The organism is Streptomyces sp. NPDC034084 (genome assembly GCF_055575535.1).
Map to the genome: position 1 here is coordinate 433,818 of NZ_JBVISK010000005.1, position 19,295 is coordinate 453,112.

The window sequence follows — 19,295 nt, forward strand, 5'->3', positions numbered from 1 at the left end:
GCCCGCGGCGCACCGTCACGCGAGACGGAGACACCGGAGAAGACCATGGAACTGTTCGACACCGCGACCGTGCTCACCCGCGTCCTCACCTCGGGCGTCGTCATGAGCATCGAGAAGAGCGACCGGGAGCTGCCCGGCCTGGAGCGCCTCCTCACCAAGCGCACCGGCCGCGCCAGGGCGGCCCTCTTCAACAGCCGGACCGGCGCCCTGCACGGCGCGCTCGCCGGCCAGGGCCTCGGCCACGGCGACACCGTGTCCGTGCCCCACACCGACCGCGAGACCCTCGCGTTCCTCGCCTGGCTCGGCCTCACCACCGAGCCGGGCGGGCCCGCCGCGTACGACTACGTGGAGCTCACCCCGGAGAACGCCGACCGGCTGCCGGAGTTCGCCGCGGAGGCCACCGCCCCCGTCCTGGTGGTGGACCTCACCGGCCTCGGCTTCGGCCCGGCCGCCGCCGTCCTCACCGACTCCGCCGACGTCTGGGCCCGCGCCGAGCGCCTGAAGATCTTCGGCGCCTACGACCTGCGGACCATGTGGACCCAGGAGGAGGCCGACGCGGACCTGGTGCCCGGCGTCCAGTTCAACTACCGGCTCAGCCCGCTGGTGGCCGCATGCGCACGGATGGCCCTCACCCACGCGGTCCGGCCGGCCGCCACTCTCGGAGCACACTCGTGATCACTGACTTCCCGGCAGCGCCGCTGCCCCTCCCGTCCGAGGCCGAACTCGACACCGAGCTCGCCGCGCTGGGCGGCGACGCCCTGATCCCCAAGGCCCTGCGCCGCACCCTCTTCCCGGTCATCACCAAGGAAGACGTGTTCAACCTGATGCTGGCCCAGCGTCAGGACCCGCGGAAGGTCGTCGCCGACTTCGCCGAGGCGTACCGCGACTACGTCGGCGCCCAGTACGCGCTGCCGACCGCGAGCGGCACCTCCAGCCTGCACATGGCGCTCGTCGGCGCCGGCGTGCAGCCCGGCGACGAGGTCATCGTCCCGGCGTTCACCTTCATCGCCACCGCCCAGGCGGTCGTCGCCGCGCACGCCGTCCCCGTCTTCGTGGACATCGACCCGGTGACGTACTGCATGGACCCGGAGGCCGCCGCCGCGGCGATCACCGACCGCACCCGCGCCCTGATGCCGGTCCACGTCCACGGCCTCCCGGCCGACGTGCCCGCCCTGCGGGCGCTCGCGGACCGGCACGGCATCGCCCTGGTCGAGGACGCCTCGCACGCCCACTCGGCGAAGATCGGCGACCAGGTCGCCGGGTCCTTCGGCGACGCCGCCGGCCAGAGCCTCATGGCCGACAAGAACTTCCCGCTCGGCGGCGAGGGCGGCATCGCCTTCTTCGCCACCCGGGAGGCGTACGACCGCGCCGCCGCCTACCTGGAGCGGCACGGTATCGACTACGGCATGTCCTGGGTCGCCGCCGCGTTCGGCAGCAGCCAGCTCAAGCGGCTCCCGTACTACGACCAGATCCGCGCCCGTAACGCCGCCCTCCTCGGCGAAGCCCTGGACGGCACCGGCCTGTTCAGCCCGCCGCACGTCCCGGAGGGCCACACCCACGCGTACAACATGTACCGGGTCGCGCTGCACCCGGAGGCCGTCGGCCTCGACGACCTGCCCGTGCACGCCGTCAAGGAGGCCGTGCACGAGCTGCTCGTCGCCGAGGGCGTGCCCGCCCGCGAGTGGCAGAACACCCCCATCCCCTGCCACCTGCCGTTCCGGCACCGCGACGGCTTCGGCAACGGCTACCCCTTCACGCTCAACCCGGGCGCCGTGCGCGACCACCGACCGGAGGACTTCCCGGTGACGCTCGGGATGCTCGACAGCACCCTGGTGCTCTGCCGCGAGCTGCGCTCCCCCGTCGAGTACGAGCGCGCCCTGCGGTACGCCGACGCCTTCCGCAAGGTGGCCCGGCGCCCCGACGCCGTCCGCAAGCTCGTCGAGGCGGGCGACTACCGCCGTCCCTACGAGAAGGCGGCCCGCCTTGGCTGACGACGACCAGAAGGTGCGCGTCGCCGTCATCGGCGCCAGCGGCTACACCGGCGGAGAGGTCATCCGGCTGCTCCTGGAGCACCCCGGCGTCGAACTCGCCTTCCTCTCCGCGGAGCGGAACGCGGGCGCCACCCTCGGCTCCGTCCACCCCTGGCTGCGCAACCACCCGGCCGCGGCCGGCCTCAGGTTCCGGCCGCTGGCCGAACTGGAGGAGGTGGACATCGCGTTCGGCTGCCTCCCCACCGGAGCCCTGCCCGAGCGGCTGCCGCTCATCGCCGAGCGCGCCAAGCGCGTCCTCAACCTCGGCGGTGACTTCCGGCTGCGCGACCAGGCCGAGGTCGAGTCGTACTACCCGAAGACCGCGACGAACCCGCCGGTCGAGGACTTCGCTTACTACGTACCGGAGTTGAGCGCCTCCGTCCCGGAGAGCCGGTTCATCAGCCTGCCCGGTTGCATGGCCGTCACCACCATCTACGCGCTCTATCCGCTCTTCGCCGCCTCCCTGATCGACCACCGGGTCGTCGTCGACGCCAAGACCGGCTCCACCGGCGGTGGTCGCGGCAGCGGCGAACCGCCGGCCGAGCGCAGCGGCAACTTCCGGGTGCACAAGCTGTACGGCCACCGGCACGCGCCGGAGATCAGCCAGGCCATCGCCGAGTTCACCGGCGCCACCATGGACCTGCGGTTCTCCACCCACAGCCTCGACGTGGCGCGCGGCATCATGGTCACCGCCTACACCGACCTGCTGCCCGGCGTCTCGCCCCTCGACGTCAAGCGGGCCTACGCCAAGGCGTACGTCGGCAAGCCGTTCGTGCGGGTCAGGCCCGCGCCGAAGGCGCCGCAGGACTTCCCGATGCTGAAGGCCGTCGTCGGCTCCAACGTGGCCGAAGTCGCCATCGCCGTCCGCGACGGGCAGTGCGTCGCGGTCGCCGCGCTCGACAACCTCGTCAAGGGCGCCGCCGGCCAGGCCATCCAGGCCATGAACCTGATCTGCGGCTTCGACGAGACCGCGGGCCTGCCCACCACGGCGGTGTCGCCGTGACCAGGCCCCTGTACGTGATCAAGGCGGGCAGCGCCACCCTCGACCTCGGCACCGTCCACCAGGAGCTCGCGCTCCTGGTGGCCCGTGGCGCCCGGGTGCTCCTGGTGGCCGGCGGCGCGACCGGCATCGAGCGGCACTACCGGTCCGCCGGCCGCCCGATGCCCCGGCTCCGCCTCGCCAACGGGGACGCGGTCCGCTACTGCCCACCGGAGGAGATGCGGCACCTGGTCGACGCGTACGAGCAGGTCACCCTGCCCGCCGTCGAGCAGGACCTGGCCGCCCACGGCCTGCGGGTCTTCACCTCGGTCGCGGCGCGCAACCGGCTCGTCAGCGGCCGCGCCAACCGGCCGCTGAAGGCGGTCAACGACGACGGCCGCCCGGTCGTCGTCCGCGACCACCGGGCCGGCTTCCCCTCGGACGTCGACACCGTCCGGCTGACCGGGCTGCTCGACGCGTACGACGTCGTCTGCGTCTCCCCGCCGGTGCACGACGAGGCCGGCGGCGCCCCGCTGAACGTCGACGCCGACGTGCTCGCCGCCGCGCTCAGCAACGCCCTCGACGCCGACCACCTGCGGCTGGTCACCGGCAGCGCCGGACTCCTCACCGACCCCGAGGACCCCGCCTCCACCCTGCCCAACGCCTACCTGGGCGACGGCGCGCGGTACGCGGGCGGCAGGATGCGGCAGAAGGTGCGGGCCGCCGAGATGGCCCTCGCCGGCAGCGCCGACGTCGCCATCACCGGCCCGCACACCATGGCCGAACCGGAGAAGTGGACCCGCTTCTGGCGCACCCGCGAGCCGGGCGCCGACCTCGGGCTGCTCACCAAGGTCGTCTCGGTGCCCTCGGTCTCCGGCGACGAGGCCGAACTCGCCCTCTACCTGGCCGACTGGTGCCGTGAGCGGGGCATCGACGCGGAGGTCGACGCCGTCGGCAACCTCGTGGCCACCCGCGGCCACGGCCCCCGCAGGATGCTGCTCCTCGGCCACCTCGACACGGTGCCGCACCGCTGGCCCGCCGAATGGCGCGGGGAGGAGCTGTGGGGCCGGGGCAGCGTGGACGCCAAGGGCAGCCTCGCCAACTTCCTGGAGGTCCTCGCCCACGCGGACATCCCCGAGGACGGCCAGCTGCGCGTCGTCGGCGCGGTCGAGGAGGAGGTGTCCTCCTCCAGGGGCGCCTTCCACGCCCGCGACCACTACCCCGCCGACGCCGTCGTCATCGGCGAGCCCAGCGGCGCGGAGACCCTGACGCTCGGTTACTTCGGCCTGTTCAAGCTCCGCGTCACCGCGTCGGTGGCCAGCGGCCACTCGGCCGGCATGGACGCCGTCTCCGCGCCCGACCTGCTGACGGAGGTCCTCGACGGCATCCGTACGGCGGTGCACAAGGAGGCGCCCGACGCGCTCAGCGCCGTCATCGACATCCACTGCGAGACCGGACGCGCCCGGCACCGGGCCGTCGGGATCCTCAACTTCCGCATCCCGCCCTCGGCCGACCTGGAGCTGCTGCGCACCGCCGCGCTCGGCGCCGCCGCCGGCCGGGACGGCGTGGAGGTGGAGATCCTGCGGGCCACCCCCGGTCACGCGGGCGGCCGGTCCGGCGCGCTCGTCAAGGCGTTCACCCGCGCCTTCGCGCAGGCCGGCATCCGGCCGCGGTTCGTGGTGAAGAAGGGCACCTCCGACATGAACACCCTGGCCACGACCTGGAAGGACGTCCCCATGGTGGCGTACGGCCCGGGCGACGCGGCCCTCGACCACACCGACGAGGAGCGGATCGGCAGCATGGCGTACCGGACCGCCCGCTCGGTCCTCGCGGACGCCGTGAACCGCTGGTTCGCCCTCGGCGAGGGGAGCTCCCGATGACCGCCGTGCACGACGCCCCGTCCCCCGCGGGCACGTACGCCGACGACGCCACGGTCGCCCTGCTCGCCGAGCGGGCCAGGGAGGCCCGGCGGCTCGTCGTCGACATGGCCGCGGGCCCCCGCGGCTGCCACCTCGGCGGCAGCCTGTCCGTCCTGGACGTCCTGATCGCCGCCCTGCACCGCGCCGAGCGAGGCGACGGCACCGAGGTGGTGCTCAGCAAGGGCCACGCCGCCGCCGGACTGTACGCCGCGCTGCACGTCAGCGGCATCCTCCCGGAGAACCCGGCCCCGCTCTACGGCCTCGCCGGACACCCGTACACCGGGCACCCGGGACCGAAGGTCCCCGGCGTCCGCTTCCCCACCGGCAGCCTCGGCCACGGGGTGCCGTACGCGGCCGGCTGGGCCATGGCCCGTCGGCTCGGCCGCCAGGGCGGCCTCGGGATCGCGGTCGCCGGCGACGGCGAGCTCCAGGAGGGCCTGGTCTGGGAGACCGTCCAGGTCGCCGCCGCCCAGCGGCTCGGCAACTTCGTCCTCGTCGTGGACCGCAACGGCGGCCAGAACGACGGACTCGTCGCGGACATCTCCCCGCTGCCCCGGCTGGCCGAGCGCTTCGCCGCCTTCGGCTTCGACACGGTCACGGTCGACGGGCACGACCTCGCCGCCCTGACCGAGGTGTTCGCCGGCGACCGCGCGGGCTCCGACCGGCCGCTCGCCGTGCTCGCCGACACCGTCAAGGGCAAGGGCGTCCGCGCGGTCGAGGGCAAGGCGGCCTCGCACTACGTGACGATCGACGCGGCCCGCGCCGCGCAGTGGAAGCGAGCCATCCGATGACCCCGACGGCCCTCACGCCCCCGGCCGCCCCCGCGCTGAGCGGACGGGACGCCTACCGCGCCGAGCTCACCGAGCTCGCCGCCCTCGACCCCCGTATCGTCTGCCTCGAAGCGGACCTCGGCGGCAAGAAGCACCCCTTCCAACTGGCCCACCCGGAGCGCTTCTTCAACCTCGGCATCGCCGAGGGCGCCATGATCGACATGGCGACCGGGCTCGCCGCCGCCGGCTACCGCCCCTTCGTCTCCACCTTCGCGCCCTTCGCCGCGCTGCGCGCCGCCGAGAGCCTCAAGCTGACGCTGGGCTACCTGAAGGCCGGCGTCACCGTCGTCGCCCCGTACGCGGGGGTGTCCGGCGCCTGGTTCGGCACCACCCACCACTGCCTGGAGGACCTCGCGGTCCTGCGCAGCATCCCCGGCGTCGCCGTCGCCGCCCCGTACGGCGAGGCCGAGACCCGCGCGGTGGTCCGCGAGGCGGCCCTCACCGGCACGCCCACCTACATCCGGACGGGCCGCAACGCCGCCTACACCTCCCTGCCGGGAGGCGACACCGCCGGCGGCATCCCGCCCGTCGTGTGGGACGCCCGGGGCGACGCCGACGCGCCCTGCCTGGTCTCCGTCGGCGAGGAGGGCACCCGCCTGGCCCTGGCCGCGCGGGAGCGGCGCCCCGAGCTCGCCCACGCCCACCTGGTCCACCTCGACCACGCGCGGCTCGCCCGCTCCGCCGCCGAACTGGCCGGTCGGCACCGCCGGTTCGTCGTCGTCGAGGAGCACCGCGCCGAGGGCGGCGCCGCCGAGGCGCTGGCCCTGCTGCTGCCCGGCAGCGAAGTCGTCGGCGTCAACGCGGGCCACGACTGGCCCTACGAGGGCGGCGACCACCACGAGGTCCTCGCCCGGCTCGGCCTCGACGTCGACGCCGTCCTCGCCGCGGCCGCCCCCTGAGCCGCCGCACTCCCCACGCCGCCGCCAACCACCCCACGTACACAAGGAGTCACGCCATGCACATCCTGATGATCGAGTGCAACCCGAACGGCATCCAGGGCATCGCCAACGCCCTGGAACTGGGCCACGACGTCACCCTCGTCTCCGCCGACCCCGACTTCTACCTGGCCGCCTCGCCGCTCGCGAAGGACGCCTTCGCCCACCCCCGCTGCCAGGTCGTGAAGAGCGCCCAGGCGTTCTCCATCGACGAACTGGAGCGGCTCGCCAAGGAGATCCACGCGGCCAACCCCGTGCACGGCGTCACCACCTACAGCGAGTACCACACGGTGCACACGGCGACCGTCGCCCGCTCCCTCGGCCTGCCCGGCATGAGCGTCGACGGCGCCCTCAACGCCCGACACAAGCACCGCACCCGCCTCACCCTGGACGGCACCGGCGTCCGCCAGCCGCGCTTCGCGCACGTCGACGACCCGGCGAAGGTCGAAGCCGCCGTCCGTGAGATCGGCTTCCCCTGCGTCGTCAAGCCGTCCGACGGCACCGCCAGCCTCCACGTCCTCCACCTCAGGGACGAGCAGGACCTGCGCGACTACCTCGCCGAGCTGGAGCGGGTCACCGACTACGGGCGCGGCGTCGTCCGGATCCCCGACATCCTCATCGAGGAGTTCGTCGAGGGCGAGCTGATCTCCGTGGAGTCCTGCGTGCTGGCCGGCGGCGAGGTCGTCAACCTGGGCCTCACGGACCGTCCGCTGAGCGGCTTCCCGCACTTCATCGAGATGGGCGCCACCTACTTCGAGGGCCACCCGCTCCAGGACGAGCTGTTCGCCATGACGACGAAGGTCCTGAACGAGCTGGGCGTGGACTTCGGCTTCATCCACACCGAGTTCCTCCTCGGCGCGGACGGCCCGGTGCTCTGCGAGGTCAACGGGCGGCTGATCGGCGGCATCGTGCCGACCCTGATGAAGATCTCCTCCGGCGTGGACGCCTACCTGGAGGTCATCCGGCAGGCCCTCGGCGAGCGCCCCGAGCTCCCCTTCCCCGGCGGCACCACCGCCGGCGGCCACTGGTTCGGCGCCCCCATCGCCGGCACCGTCGAGTCCATCGGCTTCGACGCCCTGGCCGACCTCCCCGGCTTCCACAGCGCCCAGGCGTACAAGAAGCCCGGCACCGCGGTCGACCGGCTCGCCAAGAGCAACTTCGACTGGATCGGCCACCTGATCTTCACGGGCGAGGGCCGCGAGCAGGTCAACGAGCGCTGCGAGGAGGCCCTGGGCCGGATCGAGCTGCGCATGGGCGTCGAGGTCGCCCGGTGAGCCCGGCTCCGATCCGGCAGGAGGCGGGGACCCTCACCGTCCAGGGGGTCGCGATCCCCCTCCTCGACGACGAGGCGCTGTTCGACGTGACGGCCGAGGACGGCGTGTTCACCGCCTTCACCCCGGCCGGCCGCCGCACCGGCTCGGAGCCCGAGCTGTGGCCCGGCTACACCGAGACCCACGCCCATGTCGCGCTCCCCGCCAACTGGGACGACTCGGTCGACGACCCGCGGATCGTCGCACTCCAGTACCTCTACCACGGGGTCACCCACGTCGTGGACATGTTCGGCTTCCCGCTGGTGGACGACGCCTGGCGGGCCGGCCGGGAGGCGTCCCCGTGGCCGTACCCCGAGATCGTCCACTGCGGGTACGCGGTGACGGCGATGACCGACGCGGCCGGGCGCAACGGACACGGCGTGGAGTTCCCCGCGCCGGTCCACATGCTCGCCGTCGAGGCCGACCTGGAGCACGCCCTCCGGTCCAACGCCGAGCGCGGTGGCACCTTCCTGAAGGTCATGTTCACCGACGGCACCGAGCAGCCGGGCAGCCCGGTCCGCTTCTCCCGGTTCTCCGAGCGGGTGCTGCGCTTCACCGCCCGGATCGCCGCCGAGCGCGGGGTGACCGCGATCGTCGACTGCAACACCCTGGAGGAGACGCGCTTCGCGTACGAGTGCGGCTTCCGGCTCTTCGCCCACACCGTGCGCGACCGCACCCTCGACGACGCCGACTGGAAGGAACTGGACGGCGCCCGGTTCGTCTCCACGCTCGCCGGACTCCGGCCGATGATCATGACGCGGGAGGAGTTCCTCGCCGAGTACGGCCGGGAGGGCTTCCTCGACACCCAGGACCCCCACAACCTGGAGTTCGTCCACACCATCGAGCAGCCCTTCGGCATCGAGTACGGCTGCCAGGAGACCCGTACCGCGGCCCTCGCCGACATGCGCCGCAACGCCCTGGCGGCGCTGCGGCGGGGCGCGCTCCTCATCGGCACCGACTCGGGCAACACCGGCGCCCACCACGGCTACTCGTTCCTCGGCGAACTCGCCCTGCTCGCCGGGGACGACGAGGGGCTCAGCGAGGAACTGCGCCGGCAGGCCACCGTCACGGGCCGCCGCCACTTCGACGAGCTGAGCGGCGTCCGCGCCGCGGAGCCGCCGCTGCGGGCCGGTGCCGCCGCCACGTTCAACCTCCTCACCGCCGGCGGCCCGCTGTCGGCGCTGCCCCTGGCCACCGTGGTGAACGGCGTGCCGATCGACCGGGCCGCCCTCGCCCGCACCATCTCCGAGCTCCGCTCGACCCCTTCGAAAGGAAAGGCAAGCCTGTGACCAGCGAGCGCAGAAGCGCCCTCTTCGGGCTCAACGCGGGGATCTTCCTCGCCCACATCGGGAACTTCATCTGGTTCCCCATCCTGGTGGCCTCGCTCGGCGACAGCGACAGCGGCTTCTGGGCCGGCGTGGTCATGTGTATGACGTACGTCGGACGACTGGCCGCGACCTTCTCCTACGAGGGCTTCTCGGACCGGCTCGGCATCCGCGGCGCGGTGTTCGTCGGCACCGGCCTGGAGGCGCTCTCGCTGGGCCTGATGGGCTTCACCAGCGGCGTCGCCGTCTACAGCCTGCTGGCGCTGTTCATCGGCTTCGGCTCCGGCACGGCCTTCCCCGGCCTGAAGAACATCCTCGTGTCCTACCCGGAGAACGAGCGCGCCAAGGCCTTCTCGACCTTCCAGATGTCCGCGCAGGTCGGCCTGTTCGGCGGCGCACTCGCCGGCGGTCTGCTCCTCGGCATGGACCTGCGCATCGTGTTCACCGCGGTCTTCGTCCTCTTCCTCGGCTTCTGCCTGTCGGCCTCCCTCTTCATCCCCCGCGACGGCTTCCAGGCCGACGGGACCGCCGCCCCGCGCAAGGACGCCGGGGCCTCGCCGCTGTTCAGCCTGGCCGGGCTCAAGTCCGTCGAGGTCGGCGGCGCCACCCGCTACTTCCTGCTGTCGGCGGTGTTCTGGTTCCTCTCCCTGTGCTTCGTCGTCGGCATCCCGCTGCACATGGGGAAGTACATGCCGCAGTGGGCGCCCTCCGCCCCGTTCTGGATCACCGGTCTCAGCCTGCTCGTCCTCCAGTACCCGGTCTTCAAGCTGGCGATCAAGCACCTGCGCCCGGGCGTGGTCATGGGCATCGGCCTGACCGCCATGGCCCTCGCCTTCACCCTCTTCGGCTCCGGCCCCGCCGCCCTGTGGGCCGTCGTCGCCGGCTGCTTCGTCGTCGTCTTCGGCGAGATCCTCTTCGTGCCGTCCTTCGACATGTGGGTCTCCCGCAAGGTGCCCGCGCAGCAGCTCGCCCGCGCCATGGGCGCCATGCACTTCTTCCGGAGCGCCGGGAACATGGCCGGCGCGCTCCTCGCGGGCGTCATGTTCGACGTGTCGGTCTCCGCCGACCTGCCGGGCGCGAACTGGTACGTCGCCGCGGCGGTGGCCGCGCTCTGCGCCGTGATCTGCTTCGCCAGCCGTGACGAGGACCGCTCCGGCACGGACGCCGAGGCCACGGAGTCGGCCGAGCCGGTCACGGCGTGACCCCCCTCCGGACGGAAGTGAAAGGCGAGACAGATGGCTGAGATCTGCGTCATCGGAGGCACCCGCTTCTTCGGGAAGCTCCTGGTGCGGCGGCTGCTCGACGAGGGCCACCGGGTCACCCTGGTCACCCGGGGCCGGACCGCCGACCCGTTCGGCCCGGCCGTGCGGCGCCTTACCGCCGACGTCGGCCGGCCGGGCGAGCTGGCCGCCGCGGTGGCCGGCGAGCGGTTCGACGCCGTGGTCCACCAGGCGTGCTACACCCCGGCCGCCGCGCTGGACGCCTGTACGGCCTTCGGCGAGCGCGCGGGCCGGTTCGTGCTCACCAGCAGCATGGAGGTGTACAACGCCGACACCTTCCGCCACCGGATCCCGGCGCCGCCCATGAGCGCCTTCGCCCGCGAGGACGAACTCCGGCCGGAGGAGTACGCGTACGACCCCGAACTCCCCTGGCACGACCTCGACTTCGTGGGCAGCAACTACGGCGAGGGCAAGCGGCAGGCCGAATCGGCCCTGGTGCGCAACGCGAAGGTGCCCGTCACCATCGCCCGGGTCGCCCATGTCCTGGCCGCGACCGACGACTTCACCGGGCGGCTGCGGTTCCACCTCGACCGCGCCCGCGCCGGGGAACCCGTCACGGCCCACGCCCGCCCGGGCCGTACGTCCCTGGTGCACGCCCCGGACGTCGCCGCGTTCCTCGGCCGCGCCGCGACCACCGACCTCCCCGGCGTCGTCAACGTGGCCTCCCCGGACACGGCGGACGTCTACGACGTGTGCGCCGCCGTGGAGCGGGCCACCGGGAAGGCGACCACCGTCGTGGAGAAGGACGACCCGGCCGGCGACCCGGCGCTCTCGCCGTACTCCTGCCCGGCCGACTTCGGCATGGACGCAGGACGGGCGCTCGCGCTCGGCGTCGACCTCGCCCCGGTCGGCCGGTGGCTCCCGGAGATCGTCCGGATCGCCGCCGCCGAGGAGACCGCCTGATGCCCACCCCCATCCCCGCCGAGGAGACCGCCTGATGTTCGACCTGATCGTCATCGTCCGCGTACCCGACCCGGCCGACGCCGAGCCCGTGGCCGACGCGCTCCGCCGGATGCGCCCGCTGTGCCTCGCCGAGGACGGCTGCGTCGGCTGGGAGGCGTACCGGTCGGACGCGGACCCGGGCCGCTTCGTCCTCGTCGAGCGCTGGGCGAGCCGCGCCCACTGGGAGGCGCACGGCGCGGGAGCGGCCATCCAGGAGATCTACCTCCCCGAGATCCTGCCGCGCGTCGAGCGTGAGGTCCACCCGAGCACACCCCTGAGCAGCGCCCCCGACACCACCGGATCCCCCGCCACGGAAAGAGCGCCGCGATGAACACACGGCCCCGCATCGCCGTCGTCGGAGGCCGTCCCGCCCCCGTCCACGGGGCCAGGGAACTCGGCATCGACGTCACGCTGGTCCACACCGAGGGACAGTTCGACCGGGCCGAGGCCGAACCACACTGCGTCCGCATCCTGACCTGCGACATCACCGACACCGGCGCGCTCCTGGAGCTGCTCCGGCCGCTCCACGAGGCCGAGCCGTTCGACCGGGTCCTCACCACCACCGAGCTGTCCGCGGTGCCGGTCGGCGAGGTCAACGAGAAGCTCGGGCTGCCCGGCACACCGCCGGAGGTGTCCCGGATCATCCAGGACAAGGCCCTCACCCGGCAGGCTCTGGACCGGCACGGGCTGAGCCCGGTGCGCCACCGCCGTGTCCACAGCGCCGCCGAGGCGGTCGCGTTCCTGGAGGAGGTCGGCGACCGGGTCGTCCTGAAGCCCGGCCAGGGCGCGGGCAGCCTGCACGTCAACGTGGTCGGCGACGCGGAGGGCGCCGCCCGTGCCTTCCGGGAGATCGAGGAGTCCGGGTACGGCGGCGTCCTGGCCGAGGAGTACCTGCGGGGCCCGGTCGTCAGCGTCGAGGCGTTCTCCCACCAGGGCCGCCATGTGGTGCTGGGCGTCAGCGAGTACCGGGTGAACGAGCACTTCGTCGAATGGGAGTGCAGCGTCCCCAGCGACGCGGCGCAGCCGGACCTGGCGGAGCTCCACGAGCTCACCGCCGGCGTGCTGGACGCCGTCGGCCTCACCGACGGCCCCTCGCACAGCGAGTTCGTCCTCACCCCGGCCGGCCCGCGCCTCCTGGAGACGCACAACCGCCTGTCGGGCGCCGGCATCCCCGAGATGGTCCACCGGGCCACCGGCTGGGACCCGGCCCGGCTGTTCATGACGGTCCCGCTGGGCCTCGACCGGCTGCCCGAGACGGCGCCGGAGCCGAAGCAGGGCGCGGCGATCCGCTTCCTGGACGCGGCCCCGGGCCGGATCACGGCGATCACCGGCGTCGACGACCTGCCCGTCCCCGTCCGCCGGGTCCCGGCCGGCGAACGCGCCCCCCACATGATCCCGTACCTCAAGGACTTCGCCGACGCGGACGCCGGAGCGGTGCTCGGCAAGCACGTGGGCGACGAGGTGTCGGCGATGGACTCCCTCCTGTCCTCCGACCGGGGCTACGTCTTCGCCACCGCCCCCACCCGGAAGGAGGCCGTCCAGCGCTGCGAGGCCCTGGCGGACGCCATCGTCTTCCACGTCGGACCGGCGTAGGGCCTGTTCCGAAAGTGGCGTCGTCCGCCCGGAGGGTGGAAGCCGACAAGCGGCTCAGGTCGAGCCGCCGGGCTGACGCCGGTCCAGGAGCCCCGCCTCCAGGGCCAGTACGACCGCGCGCGTGCGGTCGCCGACGTTCAGCTTGGCGAAGATCCGGAGCAGATGGGTCTTCACCGTGGCCTCGGAGATGACCAGGCGCTTGCCGATCTCCGGATTGGACAGGCCGTCCGCGACGGCATTCAGCACGTCCACCTCGCGCGGGGTGAGCGTCACCGGTGAGGGTTGCCGCATCCTGGCCACGAGACGCTGCGCGACGCGCGGGGCCAGGACGGTCTCGCCCCGGGACGCCGAGTGGGAAGTACTCGCCGGAGCCGGCGAACTCCCCTCGTGAGCTCGCCCGCTCGGTGCGCCGAGCGGCCCGGGACGAAGCCGGGGCGGTGCGCGGGCGGTGCGCAATCTTTGGCGCGGTCTGGACGACGACGAAGGCCCAGGTCTCTGACCTGGGCCTTCGTAGAAGAGCGGATGACGGGAATCGAACCCGCGCTATAAGCTTGGGAAGCTCATGTTCTACCATTAAACTACATCCGCACAGCGGCCGGGTGATCCGTGCCGCATCGTTGCACACTGTACCCCATGTGCCACTTGAGGCGAAGCTCATGCCTTTCGGGTGTGCGGAGTGCCGCGTGGAGGGTGCCCCCTTCATCCCCTAATGTGGCTGATCGTCCACCACATGTGTAGGGGAAGGGACTTGATGGCTTCGATGGAGCGCACCGTCGTCCGTTGTGCCGAAGGGCATGTGTTCAGTACCGCCTCGTTCCCGCTTCAGCAGCTCGGTGCCGGGCGGATCGGGCCCGGGCGGCTCATCCGGTGTCCTCGGTGTGCGCGGTTGCGGCACGCGGTGCCGGTGGAGGTCGCGCGGCGCTGAGCCGGGCGGTGCCGGGCGCGGGCGGCTTCCGATTGGGGCAGGTCCGCGCCCTCTGCGTATCGTGGGGGCGTGCTTCTCTCAGACAAGGACATCCGGGCCGAGATCGATGCCGGACGGGTGCGCATCGACCCGTACGACGAATCCATGGTGCAGCCCTCGAGCATCGACGTGAGGCTTGACCGCTTCTTCCGGGTGTTCGAGAACCACCGCCACCCCCACATCGACCCCGCCGTCGAGCAGCTCGACCTGACGCGTGAGGTCGAGCCGGAGGGCGACGAGGCGTTCATCCTGCACCCGGGCGAGTTCGTGCTCGCCTCCACCTACGAGGTCATCACCCTCCCGGACGACATCGCCTCGCGGCTCGAGGGGAAGAGTTCTCTCGGGCGGCTCGGGCTCGTCACGCACTCGACCGCCGGTTTCATCGACCCCGGCTTCTCCGGGCACGTGACCCTGGAGCTGTCGAACCTCGCCACCCTGCCGATCAAGCTCTGGCCGGGGATGAAGATCGGCCAGCTGTGCATGTTCCGGCTGAGCTCGCCCGCCGAGTTCCCGTACGGGAGCGAGCGGTACGGCTCGCGGTACCAGGGCCAGCGGGGCCCCACGGCCTCCCGCTCGTACATGAACTTCCATCGGACCCAGGTGTGAGGCGGTCGTAGGCATGAGTGAAGTACGCGAGAACCTGACGTACGAGGGCTTCGGCAACGCCGTCCGCGAGCTGGCGCAGACCATCGCCGACGACGGCTATGAGCCCGACGTCGTCCTCTCCATCGCCCGCGGCGGCGTCTTCGTCGCCGGCGGTCTGGCCTACGCCCTGGACTGCAAGAACATCCACCTCGTGAACGTGGAGTTCTACACGGGTGTGGGCACGACGCTCGAGATGCCCGTCATGCTCGCGCCCGTCCCCAACGCGATCGACTTCTCCGACAAGAAGGTCCTGATCGCCGACGACGTCGCCGACACCGGCAAGACCCTCAAGCTCGTCCACGACTTCTGCGTCGACCACGTCGCCGAGGTCCGCTCCGCCGTCATCTACGAGAAGTCCCACTCCCTCGTGAAGTGCGAGTACGTGTGGAAGAAGACCGACGAGTGGATCAACTTCCCCTGGTCGGTCGAGCCCCCGGTCGTGAAGCGTGAGGGCCAGGTTCTCGACGCCTGACCCCCCGGACACGAGAGAAGGCCCCCACCGGCTGACGGTGGGGGCCTTTCTCGTACGTCGTTACAGGGTGCCCAGCTTGATCAGGCTCAGCAGGGCCACCAGCTGGATCGCCGACGCGCCCAGCGCCTTCGGCCACGGGAGGTCGTGCGAGCGGCTCACCATCACGGTGAGGAGCGCGCCCGCCGCCAGCCAGGTCGCCCAGCCGATGACCTGGACCAGGCCGTTCTCGCCGCCCAGGAAGAGGGCGAAGACGAGCCGCGGCGCGTCCGTGATCGACATGATCAGCATCGAGAGGCCGACGGTGGGCTGCCAGGCGCCGTCGCCGCCCAGCTGGCGCGCGAGGGTGTGGGTGACCGCGCCCAGGATCAGGCCGCCGACCACGAAGCCGAGGGCCGTCATCAGGACGTACGGGATGGTGCTGGAGATCGTCGCGTTGAGGGCCTCTTCGCGGGCCTTGTCGAAGCCGAAGATCGCCAGGAGCCCGTAGAGGAACGTGACGACCACCGCCGGGCCCCAGACGGCGTGGTCCCGCATGCGCAGGAACGTGTCCGCCGGGCGGAGCACGATGCCGGTCAGGAGCGGCTTCCACGGGAGGCGCGGACCCGTCGGGACGGGCGGGGCCTGGTACTCGGCGGCCTGGGCGTACGGGTCGTCGACGCTGAACATCTGGGTGTGGCCCGGGTTGTTCGCCGCCGCCGCGTTCTGGTGCGGGTGCCCGCCGTACGGCTCGCCGAAGTACTCGGGCTCCCCGTACTGCTGCTGATGCCCCTGCTGCGGGTGCCCGTGCGGCGGCTGCTGCCACTGCTGCTGCGGGTACGGCGGCGGGGCCGCGTTGTACCCGTAAGGCGCCTGCTGCGGTTGTTGTTGCGGGGGGCGGTTGTCCCGGCCGCGTCCGTTCCTGAATCCAGCCACGCCTTGAACGTACCCGGTTCCGCGGTCCGGGCGCTCCTCAGGCCGGTCCTTGCCACGGAGCTGTGACATCCCCTAGGGGGCGTGACGTGGTCGTGAGAGGCGAAAGGGCCGCCCCGCGTTCTCGCGCGGGACGGCCCTTTCACATGCTCGGGATCAGACGGCCGGCTCCGGCTCTTCCTCCGTGGCCGGCTCCTCCGGCTCGACCGGGGTCTTCACCGAGTCGAGGAGCAGCTGGGCGACGTCCACGACGGTGACGGACTCCTTGGCCTTGCCCTCGTTCTTCTTGCCGTTCACGGAGTCCGTGAGCATGACGAGGCAGAAGGGGCAGGCGGTGGAGACGATGTCCGGGTTGAGGGACAGGGCCTCGTCGACGCGCTCGTTGTTGATGCGCTTGCCGATCCGCTCCTCCATCCACATCCGCGCGCCGCCGGCGCCGCAGCAGAAGCCGCGCTCCTTGTGGCGGTGCATCTCCTGCTGGCGCAGGCCGGGGACGGCGGACATGATCTCGCGCGGCGGCGTGTAGACCTTGTTGTGCCGGCCCAGGTAGCAGGGGTCGTGGTAGGTGATGAGGCCCTCGACCGGGGTCACCGGGATCAGCTTGCCCTCGTCGATGAGGTGCTGGAGCAGCTGGGTGTGGTGGATGACCTCGTACTCGCCGCCGAGCTGCGGGTACTCGTTGGCGATGGTGTTGAAGCAGTGCGGGCAGGTCGAGACGATCTTCTTCGCCGACTTCGGCTTCTTCGTCTCCGGGTCGTCGTCGTCCTCGCCGAACGCCATGTTCAGCATCGCGACGTTCTCCTGGGCGAGCTGCTGGAAGAGCGGCTCGTTGCCCAGGCGGCGGGGGGAGTCACCGGTGCACTTCTCGTCTCCGCCCATGATCGCGAACTTGACGCCCGCGATGTGGAGGAGTTCGGCGAAGGCCTTGGTGGTCTTTTTGGCCCGGTCCTCCAGGGCACCGGCGCAGCCGACCCAGTAGAGGTAGTCGAACTCGGAGAGGTCCTCCGCGTCCTTCCCGATGATCGGGACCTCGAAGTCGACCTCCTTGGTCCACTCGACGCGCTGCTTCTTCGCCAGGCCCCAGGGGTTGCCCTTCTTCTCCAGGTTCTTGAGCATCGTGCCGGCCTCCGACGGGAAGGCGGACTCGATCATCACCTGGTAGCGGCGCATGTCGACGATGTGGTCGATGTGCTCGATGTCGACCGGGCACTGCTCGACGCAGGCGCCGCAGGTGGTGCAGGACCACAGGACGTCGGGGTCGATGACGCCGTTCTCCTCGGCGGTGCCGATGAGCGGGCGCTCGGCCTCGGCCAGGGCGGAGGCGGGCACGTCCTTGAGGGCCTCCTCCGAGGCCTTCTCGTTGCCCTCCATGTCCTTGCCGCCGCCCGCGAGCAGGTACGGCGCCTTGGCGTGCGCGTGGTCGCGCAGCGACATGATGAGGAGCTTCGGGGAGAGCGGCTTGCCGGTGTTCCAGGCGGGGCACTGCGACTGGCAGCGGCCGCACTCGGTGCAGGTGGAGAAGTCGAGGATGCCCTTCCAGGAGAACTGCTCGACCTGGGAGACGCCGAAGACGGCGTCCTCGGCCGGGTCCTCCCAGTCGATCTCCTTGCCGGCCGTCGTCATCGGCTGGAGCGCGCCCAGGGCGGTGGAGCCGTCGGCGTTGCGCTTGAACCAGATGTTCGGGAAGCCGAGGAAGCGGTGCCAGGCGACGCCCATGTTGGTGTTCAGCGAGACCGTGATCATCCAGGTGAAGGACGTGACGATCTTGAGCGCCGCGAAGCCGTAGGTGAGGTACTGGATCGTGCTCAGGTCCAGGCCGTCCAGGAGCGCGATCAGCGGGTACGAGGCGAAGAAGCCCGGCTCCCAGCTCGTCACGTGGTGCTGGACGCCTTCGAGGGCGCGGAGCGTCATGATGCAGACGCCGACGATCAGAATGACGGCCTCGACGAAGTACGCCTGGCCGGTCTTGGAGCCGGCGAAGCGGGACTTGCGGCCCGCCTTGGTCGGCTTGCTCAGCTGGCGGATGACGATGAGGGTCACGATGCCGAGGACCGTCATCAGGCCGAGGAACTCGGTGAAGATCTCGTACGGCAGCCAGTCGCCGATGATCGGGATCAGCCAGTCGGCCTGGAAGAGCTGGCCGAAGGCGTTCACGATCGTGAGGAGCAGCGAGAAGAAGCCCACCGCGACGAACCAGTGCGCGAAGCCGACGATGCCCCAGCGGTTCATGCGCGTGTGGCCGAGGAACTCCTTGACCAGGGTGATGGTGCGCTGCTTGGGGTCACCGGTGCGTGTGCCGGCGGGGACCGGCTGACCGAGCCGCACGAAGCGGTAGATCTGCACGGTGGCGCGGCCGAACAGCGCGACGGCCACCACCGTGATGGCGATCGACACGATGATCGCGGCGAGTTGCATGACGGGCTCCTCGGGCGGGCCTACTAAGCGGTAACTTATTGAGTTCCTGCTGAGATTACCCGGTCGCGGCGCCGCCATGTAGCGGCGCTCGCGGTGATATGTGTCGCTCAGGCAAACCTTGCCGCGCGACGCCTGCGGACTGCTGGAAGCGTACGCGCCAGGATCAGCAGATCCATCCCCAGCCAGTGGTGGTCCACATAGTGGAGATCGAGCAGTTCCCGCTCCTCCCACGGTAGGTCCGAGCGGCCGCTGATCTGCCACGGTCCGGTCAGCCCCGGGCGTACGGAGAGCCGGCGGCGGCCCTCGCCCGCGCACTCGCGGTGGGCCGGGGTCAGGGGGCACGGGCCGACGAGCGACATCCGGCCCGTGACGACGTGCAGCAGCAGGGGCAGCGCGGCCAGTGGGCTCTTCGTGCGGAAGGTCAGCATCGTGAAGGGCCGCCCCTCCAGGCCGGCCACCGTCCGCCGGCGCAGCACCGAGCCGCTGCCGCCGAGGGTGACGGAGAGGGCCGTGCCGGCGATCAGCGGGGCGAGGGCGAGGAGCAGGAGCATCCCGCCCGTCACGTCGAACGCGCGCTTCGCCGTCATGCGCTCACACCCTCCGGCGGGAATCCTGGGATATGTCCGGACCCTCTCACGCGAACCCGGGCGAAGTGGGGGAGCGACGCGCCCTTTGAGCGCCACGAACAGCGAAGAGTTGAGTCGACTCGACTCAGGTCTGTTGACGTGGTTCGTTCCGTCATGCATC

General features: G+C 71.7%; 17 protein-coding genes, 1 tRNA gene and 1 pseudogene. 14 read left to right on the forward strand and 5 right to left on the reverse strand.

The features are described from left to right. Positions 1 to 45: 45 nt before the first annotated feature. From ACZ51I_RS20525 to ACZ51I_RS20580, 12 genes are read left to right on the forward strand one after another with little or no spacing between them, the layout of a single operon-like run. Positions 46 to 675: an aspartate aminotransferase family protein gene (locus ACZ51I_RS20525; protein ID WP_468877715.1), complete on the forward strand. Its 630-nt coding sequence runs from the start codon at positions 46 to 48 to the stop codon at positions 673 to 675. Further along, positions 672 to 1,991 carry an aminotransferase class I/II-fold pyridoxal phosphate-dependent enzyme gene (locus ACZ51I_RS20530; protein ID WP_468877717.1) on the forward strand — a complete coding sequence of 440 codons (1,320 nt, stop codon included), beginning with the start codon at positions 672 to 674 and terminating at the stop codon, positions 1,989 to 1,991. Before ACZ51I_RS20525 ends, ACZ51I_RS20530 begins: the two co-directional genes overlap by 4 nt. Beyond that, the gene (argC, locus tag ACZ51I_RS20535; protein WP_468877718.1) at positions 1,984 to 3,033 is read left to right on the forward strand and encodes an N-acetyl-gamma-glutamyl-phosphate reductase; all 1,050 of its coding nucleotides are present in this window, start codon (positions 1,984 to 1,986) and stop codon (positions 3,031 to 3,033) included. The genes ACZ51I_RS20530 and argC overlap by 8 nt, the downstream gene beginning before the upstream one ends. Beyond that, positions 3,030 to 4,889: a M20/M25/M40 family metallo-hydrolase gene (locus tag ACZ51I_RS20540; RefSeq protein WP_468877720.1), complete on the forward strand. Its 1,860-nt coding sequence runs from the start codon at positions 3,030 to 3,032 to the stop codon at positions 4,887 to 4,889. Before argC ends, ACZ51I_RS20540 begins: the two co-directional genes overlap by 4 nt. Further along, on the forward strand, positions 4,886 to 5,719 hold the full coding sequence (locus ACZ51I_RS20545) for a thiamine pyrophosphate-dependent enzyme (RefSeq protein ID WP_468877722.1): 834 nt from the start codon (positions 4,886 to 4,888) through the stop codon (positions 5,717 to 5,719). The genes ACZ51I_RS20540 and ACZ51I_RS20545 overlap by 4 nt, the downstream gene beginning before the upstream one ends. Then, positions 5,716 to 6,657: a transketolase family protein gene (locus tag ACZ51I_RS20550; RefSeq protein ID WP_468877724.1), complete on the forward strand. Its 942-nt coding sequence runs from the start codon at positions 5,716 to 5,718 to the stop codon at positions 6,655 to 6,657. The genes ACZ51I_RS20545 and ACZ51I_RS20550 overlap by 4 nt, the downstream gene beginning before the upstream one ends. Positions 6,658 to 6,713: 56 nt before the next feature. Beyond that, positions 6,714 to 7,967 (forward strand): ATP-grasp domain-containing protein, encoded by a 1,254-nt coding sequence (locus ACZ51I_RS20555; RefSeq protein ID WP_468877726.1) that lies wholly within the window; start codon positions 6,714 to 6,716, stop codon positions 7,965 to 7,967. Beyond that, positions 7,964 to 9,292: an amidohydrolase family protein gene (locus ACZ51I_RS20560; RefSeq protein WP_468877729.1), complete on the forward strand. Its 1,329-nt coding sequence runs from the start codon at positions 7,964 to 7,966 to the stop codon at positions 9,290 to 9,292. The genes ACZ51I_RS20555 and ACZ51I_RS20560 overlap by 4 nt, the downstream gene beginning before the upstream one ends. Beyond that, the gene (locus ACZ51I_RS20565) at positions 9,289 to 10,530 is read left to right on the forward strand and encodes an MFS transporter (protein WP_468877731.1); all 1,242 of its coding nucleotides are present in this window, start codon (positions 9,289 to 9,291) and stop codon (positions 10,528 to 10,530) included. Before ACZ51I_RS20560 ends, ACZ51I_RS20565 begins: the two co-directional genes overlap by 4 nt. Before the next feature lie 33 nt (positions 10,531 to 10,563). Next, positions 10,564 to 11,511, forward strand: coding sequence for an NAD-dependent epimerase/dehydratase family protein (locus tag ACZ51I_RS20570; RefSeq protein WP_468877733.1), 948 nt, complete (start codon positions 10,564 to 10,566; stop codon positions 11,509 to 11,511). Between the two features lie 34 nt (positions 11,512 to 11,545). Continuing rightward, complete coding sequence (locus tag ACZ51I_RS20575; RefSeq protein ID WP_468877735.1) at positions 11,546 to 11,881, forward strand: putative quinol monooxygenase; 336 nt, start codon at positions 11,546 to 11,548, stop codon at positions 11,879 to 11,881. Next, complete coding sequence (locus ACZ51I_RS20580) at positions 11,878 to 13,143, forward strand: ATP-grasp domain-containing protein (protein WP_468877737.1); 1,266 nt, start codon at positions 11,878 to 11,880, stop codon at positions 13,141 to 13,143. Before ACZ51I_RS20575 ends, ACZ51I_RS20580 begins: the two co-directional genes overlap by 4 nt. A 54-nt stretch (positions 13,144 to 13,197) precedes the next feature. Here ACZ51I_RS20580 and ACZ51I_RS20585 read toward each other — a convergent pair. Then, positions 13,198 to 13,497, reverse strand: a pseudogene (locus tag ACZ51I_RS20585) (response regulator transcription factor); the annotation flags it as partial. 163 nt (positions 13,498 to 13,660) lie between these two features. Further along, positions 13,661 to 13,731 (reverse strand) — tRNA-Gly (locus ACZ51I_RS20590). A 406-nt stretch (positions 13,732 to 14,137) separates the two neighbouring features. On the opposite strand from ACZ51I_RS20590, the gene dcd reads away from it, so the two are divergent. Next, a complete protein-coding gene (gene dcd / locus ACZ51I_RS20595) occupies positions 14,138 to 14,713 on the forward strand; it encodes a dCTP deaminase (RefSeq protein WP_468877739.1) in 576 nt (191 codons plus the stop codon). A gap of 13 nt (positions 14,714 to 14,726) precedes the next feature. After that, complete coding sequence (locus ACZ51I_RS20600) at positions 14,727 to 15,224, forward strand: phosphoribosyltransferase (protein WP_468877741.1); 498 nt, start codon at positions 14,727 to 14,729, stop codon at positions 15,222 to 15,224. A 60-nt stretch (positions 15,225 to 15,284) separates the two neighbouring features. Here ACZ51I_RS20600 and ACZ51I_RS20605 read toward each other — a convergent pair whose 3' ends face one another. The 3 genes from ACZ51I_RS20605 to ACZ51I_RS20615 form a co-directional block, all read right to left on the reverse strand. After that, positions 15,285 to 16,136, reverse strand: a complete 852-nt coding sequence (locus ACZ51I_RS20605; protein WP_468877743.1) for a Yip1 family protein — start codon at positions 16,134 to 16,136, stop codon at positions 15,285 to 15,287. 153 nt (positions 16,137 to 16,289) lie between these two features. Further along, positions 16,290 to 18,548, reverse strand: coding sequence for a (Fe-S)-binding protein (locus ACZ51I_RS20610; RefSeq protein ID WP_468877745.1), 2,259 nt, complete (start codon positions 18,546 to 18,548; stop codon positions 16,290 to 16,292). 107 nt (positions 18,549 to 18,655) lie between these two features. Continuing rightward, positions 18,656 to 19,135 carry a sugar transferase gene (locus tag ACZ51I_RS20615; protein WP_468877747.1) on the reverse strand — a complete coding sequence of 160 codons (480 nt, stop codon included), beginning with the start codon at positions 19,133 to 19,135 and terminating at the stop codon, positions 18,656 to 18,658. Between the last annotated feature and the right edge of the window lie 160 nt (positions 19,136 to 19,295).